We start from the raw sequence: 10,072 nt of genomic DNA on the forward strand, positions 1-10,072 counted from the left end.
CACAAATACAGTGCGGGGCTTCCCGCCGATTAAGCTAAACCGAGAGAGGACAAGGCTTTCCCAATCATGCTGACCGCACAAATCACCTTGCTGGTCTATGGAGTTTTACCTAGTCGGCGATAGACTGAACTACTCTGAAAAATAGCCCACACTATGTTCAGCGTAGCCGAGGTTTAGCACAGCTAGGTATGTCGCGCCGAGAGAGGCGGCCAGCTATAATGCCAAGCGCCAGCATGGAGCCCTGGAGATCTTCCTCAGGGCGTCGCGGCATGCTGCCTTTCTGCTTAGCAATGAGCGGGATGCCATCGCTTCATTGCTGGGTAGCAATATGGGGACTCCGTTCCGCTGTTGCGAACAGCAATGTTCAGCGTAAATGTATCGGCTCTAAGTCTTTTATCGGAGGACTGGTTGGGGCCACACTCGCGTTCGATTCGGTAGTCATAATGGGATCCCTCCTTTAGGTGGTGTATTCGGCGTTGATGCGCACGTAATCGTAGCTGAGATCGCAGCCCCAGGCCATGCCCTGGCCGGATCCCTGGTGGAGATCCACCGTGAAGGTTACCGGATCCCCCTTCAAGTACTCAGAAGCCGCCTGGCGATCAAAATTCAGGGGCATGCCCGCCTGCATAAGCAGAAAATCTCCCAAGCGAATCTCCAAGCAGCGGCTGTCAAAAGGGATCCCGGCCCGACCGGCGGCGGCGGCCACCCGTCCCCAGTTGGGGTCGTTGCCAAAGGCTGCCGCCTTTACCAAGGGAGAGCTGGCGATCACACGGGCCATCTGCCGAGCCGACCTGTCGTCGGGGGCGCCTTGGACGCGGATTTCCAGCAGCTTGGTCGCCCCCTCCCCGTCGCGGGCAATGGCCTTGGCCAGATGGATGCAAACTTGGTTGACCATCTCCGCCAAAGTTTGGGCGGCTGCTGTGCCGGCTTGAATAGCCGGGATCCCGCTCCGGCCATTGGCCAGGGCCAGGAGCATATCGTTGGTGCTGGTATCCCCATCCACGGTGATTTGGTTAAAGCTGAGGTCGGCAGCTTGCTGGAGGATCTGCTGCCACAGATGGGGATCTACAGCCGCGTCGCAGGTCAAGAAAGCCAGCATCGTGGCCAAGTTGGGATGGATCATGCCGGATCCCTTGGCAATGCCCCCCAGCCGGACGGTGTACCCGTCGATCTCGGCCTCTAGGGCAACGCTTTTGGTCACCAGGTCGGTGGTGAGGATGGCACGGGCAGCACTCTCCCCTCCTGCTGGCGAGAGGCTGTCGATCAGGCGGGGCAGGGCTGCCTCAATTTTGGCCATTTCCAATTGCCGCCCGATCACCCCCGTCGAGGCCGTGAGCACCTGTTGGGCCGGGATCCCCAACCGTTCTCCCACCCAGAGGGCCAGTTGGGCGTTGTTGCGTTCCCCTTCTTCTCCGGTACAGGCGTTGGCTTGGCCGGCATTGCAGAGAATAGCCTGCACCGGCTGCCCTTGGGCGAGGATCCCTTGGTTGTAGGTAACACAAGCGGCCTTGACCTGGTTGGTGGTAAAAACACCCGCCCCCACCGCCTCGCAGTCAGCAACGATCAAGGCCAGATCCGCAGCTCCTGAGGGCTTGAGGCCGGCGGCCACTCCAGCAGCTCGAAACCCTTGTGGGGCAGTGACGGCACCTTCAACCGGTTTAAATTGGGATCCCATGCGTTCCTCGGCCAGGTGGGGGTCGGCAATATCATAGCGGCTTGCGGCTCGGGTTTGGGTTCAGGGCAAGTTTTGCCTGAGAAACCTTCTGAAAACCCGTCCTGAGGGCAAAAGTTGTAGTTCTACTAACCAAGCAGAGGCGGCAGAGAGGGTTATTTTTAAAGTATGGGGTGTGCCTGTGTAACCTTCTCTCCTCTTTGCTGGATTTGCAAGGTACCCTCTTGTCCCCTCCCCTAGGAACTGCAAGCCATGCCTGCCCCTGTCATTACCCTTAGCCATGTCAGCAAGGCCTATGCCAATGGCACGGTGGCTTTGCAAGACATGAACATGACCATCCAAGAGGAGCAGTTTGTCAGCTTGGTGGGGCCATCTGGCTGTGGGAAAAGCACGGTGCTGCGGCTGATCGCAGGGCTGGGTGACCTAACCACCGGCTCTATCGAATGGGGGCAAAACACCTCCCAAGGAGAGCCCAAATTGGCCTTTGTGTTTCAGGAGCCGGCCCTCATGCCCTGGGCAACGGTGATGGACAACGTGCGCCTGCCCCTGAAGTTGGCCGGTGAGCCCAAGCCAAAAGCCGATCGAGATGTTCTGGAAGCTCTAGAACTGGTGGGCCTACGGGGGTTTGAGCGCCATTTTCCCCGCGAGCTGTCCGGCGGTATGCGCATGCGGGTTTCCATTGCTCGCGCCTTGGTAACCAAGCCGCAGGTGTTGCTGATGGACGAGCCTTTTGGTGCTTTGGACGAGATCACCCGCAGCAAGCTAAACAGCGAGCTGCTGGAGTTGTGGCAAGAAAAGCACTGGACGGTCATCTTTGTTACTCACAACATCTATGAGGCTGTCTATCTTTCCAACCGCGTGGTGGTGATGGCGGCTCGTCCGGGCCGGGTGGTAGCCGATATTCCCATCGATGCCCCCTATCCCCGCTCGGAAGAGTTTCGCACCTCAACCCTTTACAACGACTACTGCCGTGAAGTGTCGGCTCGTCTCCAGGAAGCCATGTATGGCGCGGCTCAGGAGCCTTATCTGCGTCCCCTCTCGGCCGGACGTTCGCGCTGACGGGATCCCTTCCTTGACGGTGTTCCCTGTTGTGTAGAGCCCCCTTCCTCATCAACCTCAGGATATGTTCGATGCTTTCCTCTCCCTTTTCAATTGGCTGTATCGCCGGCTGGGATCCCTTGGCGCGGCGGAGCGCTTGTCTCTGCCTTGGCCGGATTGGGCTCCGCCCAGGCTGACCGGAGCGGTTAGAGAACAACTCAGGTTCCAACCCACGGCTGCCGCTGCTGGGCCGAGTGCTGCGCCTGCAAAGGGGTTGGATCTGGGCCGCTGGTTCAATCTGGAGGTGATGGCCCCCGTTATTGTCGGGATCCTCTTTTTGGTGGGCTGGGAAGTGGCGGTGCGGGTGACAGGAATGCCCCACTATCTCTTGCCGGGGCCGATTTTGGTGGCGCAAACCCTTATCCGCGACTGGGGAACGCTTTTTCCTTCTCTGTTGATTACTCTGCAGATCACGGTGGTGGCCTTTTTGGCCGCCACCGTATCCGGGCTTGTGCTGGCGATTGTGTTCACCCAGAGCAAGTGGATCGAGCGCAGCTTTTTCCCCTATGCGGTGCTTTTGCAAACAACGCCCATTGTCTCCATCGCGCCGCTGATCATCATTTGGCTGCGCAACAACACCTTTGCCGCGATGGTGGTCTGCGCGTGGATTGTGGCTTTTTTCCCGATTCTTTCCAACACCACTCTGGGGTTGAACAGCGCCGATCACAACCTGCTCAACCTGTTTCAACTGTACAAGGCCAATCGTTGGCAAACCTTGATCTACCTGCGGCTGCCCAGCGCCATGCCCTATTTCATGGGGGGCCTGCGCATCAGCGGCGGCCTTTCTTTGATTGGGGCGGTGGTGGCGGAGTTCGTGGCTGGTACCGGTGGGCAGCGAGCTGGGATCGCCTACCAGATCTTGATCTCCAGCTTCAACCTGCAGGTGCCGCGCATGTTTGCAGCCTTGATCTTGGTTACCGGCTTGGGGATCCTGATCTTCATTTCCCTAAGCGCTTTATCGGAGAGGGTATTGGGCAAGTGGCACGAGAGCGCCATGCGCCGAGAGAATTGAACTGTGACATACTCCTGCTGGCGCCTAGAGTGCAGGCTTTGCCAATAGTGACTCCTGCCATCGCAACCGGCTCCGCGCCGCTGCCGCTGTGGGTTGCTATCGAAGGGGGATGAACTCGGTGCGGCCAATGATTTGTTGGCCTTGATCCGAGAGGGCATAGTTGATGAAATCGGCCACCGCAGGGCTGGTTCTCTGAGGTGCTACCAAAAACACGTTGCGGGCCAGAGGATAGCGGCCACTTTGGATAGCCTCGCGGGTGGGCATCTGGCCGTCGATGGGCACCATCCTCACCGTTTGCTGGTTCTGCACCTGATCCACGGTGCTGTAGGTGATGCCGTCTTCTCCCAAAGCCCGCAGGAGAGGGGTGGTGACATCTTCGGTGGCGGTGGTGAAGTAGGGCGGGTTGTCGGGGGCAAAGGGCAGCCCCAGCAACACCAGCTCTTGGAAGACAGTGTAGGTGCCGCTCTGGGGGGCGCGGTTGAGAACGCGAATTGGGCGATCCGGGCCGCCCACCTGACTCCAGTTGGTGATCCGACCCTGGAAGATATCGGCCAATTGCTGCAGCGTCAGGCCGCCTTTGTAGGGGTTGTTCACCCCCACCGCCACCGCCAGGGCATCTTTGGCCACCGGGATCGCCTGCAAACCGGCCTGCACTTCGCTGGCATTGAGGGGGCGGGAGCTGGCGGCCATCTGGATGCGCCCTTCCATCAGGGCCTTGAGGCCGGCATTGGAGCCGTTGGGTTTGCCATCCGGGATCCCGTAGGTGAGGGGAATGCCGGGGTTGCGCTGGCTGTAGCCTGACTTCAAGGCCAAGACAAGGCGAACCATTGTGACGCTGCCATCCATCTGCAGCACCGCCGGGTTGGGCAGGGAAGTGTCCAGCTTAACCGGGCCGGCAGGCAGATTGGGGGCTTGCGCCTGGGGAAGGTTGGGTGCCGTCGGTGCCTGTGGCTGGGCAGCCGGAATCTGGCTGGGGACAGAAGGCACGTTCCCTCGATTCAGGAAAGAGTCAAGCAGGCCGGAGCGATAGGCATACCAGCCGCCTCCCCCCAGTATCGCCAGCAAAAGAATGTAAACAATCGGAGGCGGGCCAGAGCTTTGTGCGGTCATGGGATCCCCCCAGAGAAATTCGCAGTCCAGACATTATGAGACCTTCCCCCTCCGTTGTATCAATTACCTGGGGAGATTGGGTAAGCGTCAGGTTAAGGGGCATCCCGTCCCACCTCGCGCAGCTCGATCACATCCGCGCGGGGATCCGCCTGCACGACTTCCAGTTCAATCCAAGCTGCTAGAGGAACCTGGCGTTCTAGGCGTACCGGCACCCGAAAAGCGATCTCATCCAGCAGGGCCAGCACCAGGTTTTCTTGCTCGCGCAGATAGCCCAAGACCAAGGCCCGCCAAATCTGCCCCGGTCGCTGGCGCAGGTACTCAATGCTCCAGTAGCGCTTGGACTTGCGCTCCACTTGAACCGCTTCTGCAGTGCCCGGCTCAATGGCCAGCAACAACTGCTGCACCTCGGCTTCGGTCAAGGGCAAGGGATCCCCGCGCAAGAAAGCCTTGATCTGGTAGTGGGCCACCAGATCCAGGTAGCGGCGAATGGGGGAAGTTACTTGACAGTAGGCATCGAGACCCAGCCCCGTATGTCGCCCCGGTTGGGTGGCCACCTCTGCCCGCGATAGACAGCGCATGATGGCAAAAGATCTCACCGGCCCCTGGGGATACAGATCCAAAACCTCCGGCGGGGGGAGCTCAGGGGCCGGCTGCAGGCGATAGGGCACCGGGATCCCGTTTTGGCAAGCAAAGCGAGCAGCCACCTCACCGGCCAGCACCATCATCTCCGCCACCATCTGCCGCGCCGGCGTATCCTCAATAACACGCAGGTGGGGGATCTCGTCCATGACCTTGATATCTTGCTCCGGCAGGCCGATCTGGATGGCCCCTTGAGCCAGGCGCCAGGCGTAGCGCCAGCGAGCGGCCCGGGCAATGGCCGTCAGTTGTGCCTCTGCCCCCAACTCCAGCATCTCGTCGGCATCGTCATAGGTGAGGCGGTAGTTGACCTTGATTTGGCTAAGGCAGATCTCGTAGTTGCGCACGACACCGTCGCATCCCAGCCGGATGCCGAAGCTGAGGGCAGGCCGCACCTCCCCCTGCACCAAGCTCATCAGGCCGGTGGACAGCTCCGGTGGAAACATCGGGATCACCCGCTCGGGCAAATAGACGCTGGTGCCCCGCCGGCGGGCCTCCAGATCCAAAGGATCCCCCCACTGTACCCAGCAACTGGGATCGGCAATGTGGATCCAGAGCTTGATCTCCTCATCCGACCAAAACTCGACGCTGAGGGCATCGTCGATATCGCGGGTGCTGGCGTCGTCGATGGTGTAGGTGTGGAGATGGGTGAGATCGCGGCGCAGATGGGGATCCAGGAAGGGAGGAGGGCCGCCCAGCAAAGTTTGGGTGTAGCGCTCCACCTCCTTGGGAAATTGGGTGGGGATCCCGGTGAGGCGCAGAGCCAGGTTCTCGTGGCGGCTCCACAGGCCCAGGGCCACCAGGGCGTCAAAGGCTCCTTGGGGAGTGTCGGGAAATCCCATCAGTTGCAGCAGTTGCGAGGCCCGTTCCCGATCCGAGGGGGTGAGGTTGTGGGAGAGATCCTCGTGGCTGCGAATGCTGGCCGCCGCTCCCTGCAGAGCTAGGCGCTCCAGCAGCTCCAGACGGGCTCGCTCCGCTGGGGTCCAAGTGTACTTTTGCCCAGGCTGGGCCACCGCTGCCCTTAGGCGGGCCTCAAACTCGGCCTGTTCCTGCTGCCGCTGCTGGGTAACGGCAATTTGATGGCGGATTTCCTTCACCTGCGCCGGGGTACGCGGCTCGTAGCCTTCCCCCTTTGCCTTAAAGTAGATGAAATCCTCACTCAAAAGGCGGTAAGCAGCATAAGTAGAGACCGGGGAATCGTCGGAAAACAACAACTGGGCCATCTCCGACAGGCTCAGGAGCCGGCGCTCCTCCTGAACCAATTCCCAGGCCAAAGCTAAGCTTTCGGGATCCAACTTCGCCTGCACCGCCTGCCAAAAGCCGGGAATGTCGGAAGCCGTGAAACTGGATCCCCCATTCAAGGCAAAGGTAATTTGGCGAGGGTGAACGCTGTGCACCTGCCCCGAAGCCACGCCCAGCAGTAGGTTCTTTTTGCCCTCGGTGCCCTGAACCACGGCCAACACACGGTCGTTATTGTGGCGAAACTCCACCAGCGTGCCCTTTTCCACCCTCTCTCCCCATGTCGGCTGTCGTTGAAGCGCAGGCTCTCCTCCATTTTCCACCAGCTCTGCCCGCCTGCCCACGCGGAAACCCCGGCCAGAAGACATGCAGACACGAGAACTGGCAATCTTTGCACATCAATACTTAAAGAGAATATGGGTATACGGTACTATGTATACATGAGACACCTATGGGATACAGGCCTTCCGGTAGATTGTGGTTACGTATTCCACACTGCGATTCCAAGGGAGGGGCAAGTTCTGACAAGTTTCTGGGATCAAGTTACCAATTGAGATCCCCAAATTGCGTAGAGATACTGTTGCCAGCGTTTCTCAAGCATATATTTTCCACTTCCATATGGTATTCTGGGCTCTGAGGGTAGGATACAGTTACCCCAGGCTGCTACTTAGTTAAGCTAGGGGTGTGCCATAGGAAGGCACCCATCGTGGTTTGTTTTCCCTAGACAAAGGTTAGGGAAGCAGATCCCTGCTTTTTCCCTCTTCTAGCGCTCAAAAGGTCAGCCGTGGACAACCCAAAGCGACTGTTGCTTGTCGATGACGATCCCAACCTGATCCTGCTGGTAAAGGACTACCTGGAGTTTCGCGGCTATGAGGTGGTGGCGGCGAGCAACGGTCAAGAAGGGTTAGAGGCGATGCGCCATTTCACGCCGGATTTGATCATCTGCGATGTGATGATGCCGGAGATGGATGGCTACACGTTTGTCCAGACCATTCGCTCCAACAGCGCGACGGACTGGATCCCGGTGATTTTTTTGTCGGCGCGCGGGCAAACGGCGGATCGGGTGCGCGGGCTCAATACGGGGGCAGATGTTTACCTGGTCAAGCCCTTTGAAGCGGAAGAGCTGGTGGCCCAGGTGGAGTCGGTTCTCAAGCACACGGAGCGCCTGTTGCAAATGCAAAGTGTCGGCATTCAGCCGGTCATCAAGCTGGAGCGGGAAATTGAGCTGACCCCGACGGAAACCAAGGTGCTCCAGCATGTGGCCAGGGGGATGTCCAACCGCGAGATTGCCGAGGTGATGGGGGTGAGCCAGCGCACCGTCGAAAGCCACGTCAGCAACATGCTGAGCAAAACTGGCTTGCACAACCGCACCGAGCTGGCCCGCTGGGCCCTCGAAAGTGGTTTGGGCAGGGGCTGAGGGGCCGCCGAGAGAACTTCTGCTGTCCAGTGGGGTGGTCGAGCTGTGGGCCTCACTGGGCGGCGGTGAAGGTGGCCAGTAGGATGGGGGATCCCTCAACTTTTCTGCCCTTGTCCGTCGTTTTGGCAGCAAACTGAAGAAAGTGAGGTAACCGGTCAGGGTGCCTCTGTCCACTACGGTCTAGAACCCATGGGATCCCGTTTACCGCGTCCGGCTCGGCCCATCCGCTCCGGCCACTACCCGGCCAAAGAGCTGTGCAGCCAGTGCGGCCTCTGCGATACCCGCTATGTCGCCTACGTCAAAGAAGCCTGTGCCTTCTTAAACCAGCAGTTTACCCGCCTGGAAGAGCAAACCCACGGGCGATCCCGAGAGTCGCTGCGCTCCGAGTCGGCTGCCGTCAGCGACAGCGACTACTTCGGCGTCTACGAGGCAATGTACACGGCCCGCAGGCGGGATCCGATCCCGGGTGCCCAGTGGACGGGCATCGTCAGCAGCATCGGCATGAAGGCCCTCAGCAGCGGCCTAGTAGAAGGGGTGGTGTGCGTGCAGGCGGATCCCCAGGATCGCTTTCAGCCACGGACTGTCTTGGCGCGTACTCCGGAGGCGGTTTTGGCGGCGCGGGTCAACAAGCCAACCCTCTCCCCCAATCTCTCCGTGCTGGAGCAGGTGGAGCAAAGTGGCCTCAAGCGCCTCTTGGTTATCGGGGTGGGCTGTCAGATCCAGGCTTTGCGGGCGGTGGAGAAAAAGCTGGGCCTAGAGAGGCTTTACGTGCTGGGCACGCCCTGTGTGGACAATGTCAGCCGCGCCGGCCTGCAGAAGTTTTTGGAAACCACCAGCCGCTCCCCGCAAACGGTGGTGCACTACGAGTTCATGCAGGACTTCCACATCCACTTCAAACACGAAGACGGCTCGGTGGAAAAGGTGCCTTTTTTCGGCCTTAAGACCAAAGAACTCAAGGACGTATTTGCCCCCTCTTGCCTTACCTGTTTCGACTACGTCAACGGCCTGGCAGATCTGGTGGTGGGCTACATGGGATCCCCCTTTGGCTGGCAGTGGCTGCTGGTGCGCAACTGGCGCGGGCGGGAGCTCTTGGATCTGGTTTGGGAAGAGCTGGAAACCCAACCGGTGATCTCGCAGGGATCCCGGCGGGCGGCAGTGCAGCAGGGGATCCAAGCCTACGAGCAAGCCCTGAGCTTGCCCATGTGGCTGGCTCGGATCCTGGGGGCAGCAATCCAGCGCTTTGGGCCCCGTGGCCTGGAATATGCCCGCTTTTCCATTGATTCCCACTTTGTCCGCAACTATCTCTACCTGCGCCGCCACTACCCCCACAAGTTGGAGCAGCATGTCCCTCCCTTTGCCCGGCGCATCGTAGAGCAGTACCAACTCCCCTCTCCCTAAGGGAGAGGGGTTGGGGGTGGTCGCGTTAGCGGCGCGGAGCGCTTGGGCAACTCCCTAAGGGAGAGGGGTTGGGGGTGGTCGCGTTAGCGGCGCGGAGCGCTTGGGCAACTCCCTTGGGGAGAGGGGTCGGGGGTCAGCAATAGCGGATCCCGGCTTCCGCCCAGCGGTCGATGGCCTGGCCCAAGCGCTCGCAATCGGCAATCAGGCTAATTCGCACATAGCCTTCCCCCCCTTCCCCAAAGGCGTTGCCAGGGGTTACGACCACGCCCGTAGATTCCAGCACCCGCAGGGCAAACTCCGTCGATCCCTCAGGAGTGCCATCGGCAGTGCGGGGGGTCGGGATCCAGAGGTACATCGTCGCCCGCGGCGGCTCAATCTGCCAGCCCAGCTCCGCCAGGCGGCTAATGAGATAGTCGCGCCGGCGGCGGTAGCGCTCCTGCACCTGCTGTAGGTAGCTCTCTGGCAGGGCCAAAGCCGTCTCGGCCGCCTT

General features: G+C 60.1%; 8 protein-coding genes. 4 read left to right on the forward strand and 4 right to left on the reverse strand.

The window, feature by feature from the left end:
• Positions 1 to 457: 457 nt before the first annotated feature.
• The gene (gene argJ / locus NW857_RS10940) at positions 458 to 1,675 is read right to left on the reverse strand and encodes a bifunctional glutamate N-acetyltransferase/amino-acid acetyltransferase ArgJ (protein WP_414333851.1); all 1,218 of its coding nucleotides are present in this window, start codon (positions 1,673 to 1,675) and stop codon (positions 458 to 460) included.
• A gap of 249 nt (positions 1,676 to 1,924) precedes the next feature.
• On the opposite strand from argJ, the gene NW857_RS10945 reads away from it, so the two are divergent.
• Positions 1,925 to 2,731, forward strand: coding sequence for an ABC transporter ATP-binding protein (locus tag NW857_RS10945; protein ID WP_414333849.1), 807 nt, complete (start codon positions 1,925 to 1,927; stop codon positions 2,729 to 2,731).
• 64 nt (positions 2,732 to 2,795) lie between these two features.
• Entirely contained in the window at positions 2,796 to 3,782 is a 987-nt protein-coding gene (locus tag NW857_RS10950; RefSeq protein ID WP_414333848.1) for an ABC transporter permease, read from the forward strand.
• Between the two features lie 96 nt (positions 3,783 to 3,878).
• Here the strand turns inward: NW857_RS10950 and NW857_RS10955 are convergent, their stop codons facing one another.
• Positions 3,879 to 4,892 (reverse strand): phosphate ABC transporter substrate-binding protein, encoded by a 1,014-nt coding sequence (locus NW857_RS10955; RefSeq protein ID WP_414333846.1) that lies wholly within the window; start codon positions 4,890 to 4,892, stop codon positions 3,879 to 3,881.
• A gap of 92 nt (positions 4,893 to 4,984) precedes the next feature.
• Positions 4,985 to 7,036 (reverse strand): ribonuclease catalytic domain-containing protein, encoded by a 2,052-nt coding sequence (locus tag NW857_RS10960; RefSeq protein ID WP_414333844.1) that lies wholly within the window; start codon positions 7,034 to 7,036, stop codon positions 4,985 to 4,987.
• Positions 7,037 to 7,551: 515 nt separating this feature from the next.
• Here NW857_RS10960 and NW857_RS10965 point away from each other — a divergent pair.
• Together NW857_RS10965 and NW857_RS10970 are read left to right on the forward strand one after the other, a co-directional pair.
• On the forward strand, positions 7,552 to 8,184 hold the full coding sequence (locus tag NW857_RS10965) for a response regulator transcription factor (RefSeq protein WP_414337924.1): 633 nt from the start codon (positions 7,552 to 7,554) through the stop codon (positions 8,182 to 8,184).
• A 189-nt stretch (positions 8,185 to 8,373) separates the two neighbouring features.
• On the forward strand, positions 8,374 to 9,582 hold the full coding sequence (locus NW857_RS10970) for a Coenzyme F420 hydrogenase/dehydrogenase, beta subunit C-terminal domain (protein WP_414368936.1): 1,209 nt from the start codon (positions 8,374 to 8,376) through the stop codon (positions 9,580 to 9,582).
• Between the two features lie 133 nt (positions 9,583 to 9,715).
• On the opposite strand, the gene NW857_RS10975 is transcribed toward NW857_RS10970, so the two are convergent.
• A partial coding sequence (locus NW857_RS10975) for an aminotransferase class I/II-fold pyridoxal phosphate-dependent enzyme (RefSeq protein WP_414368938.1) occupies positions 9,716 to 10,072 on the reverse strand: 357 nt, incomplete at its 5' end.

Origin of the sequence: Synechococcus sp. H55.9, assembly GCF_047462355.1 — a bacterium.
GTDB lineage: Bacteria > Cyanobacteriota > Cyanobacteriia > Thermostichales > Thermostichaceae > Thermostichus.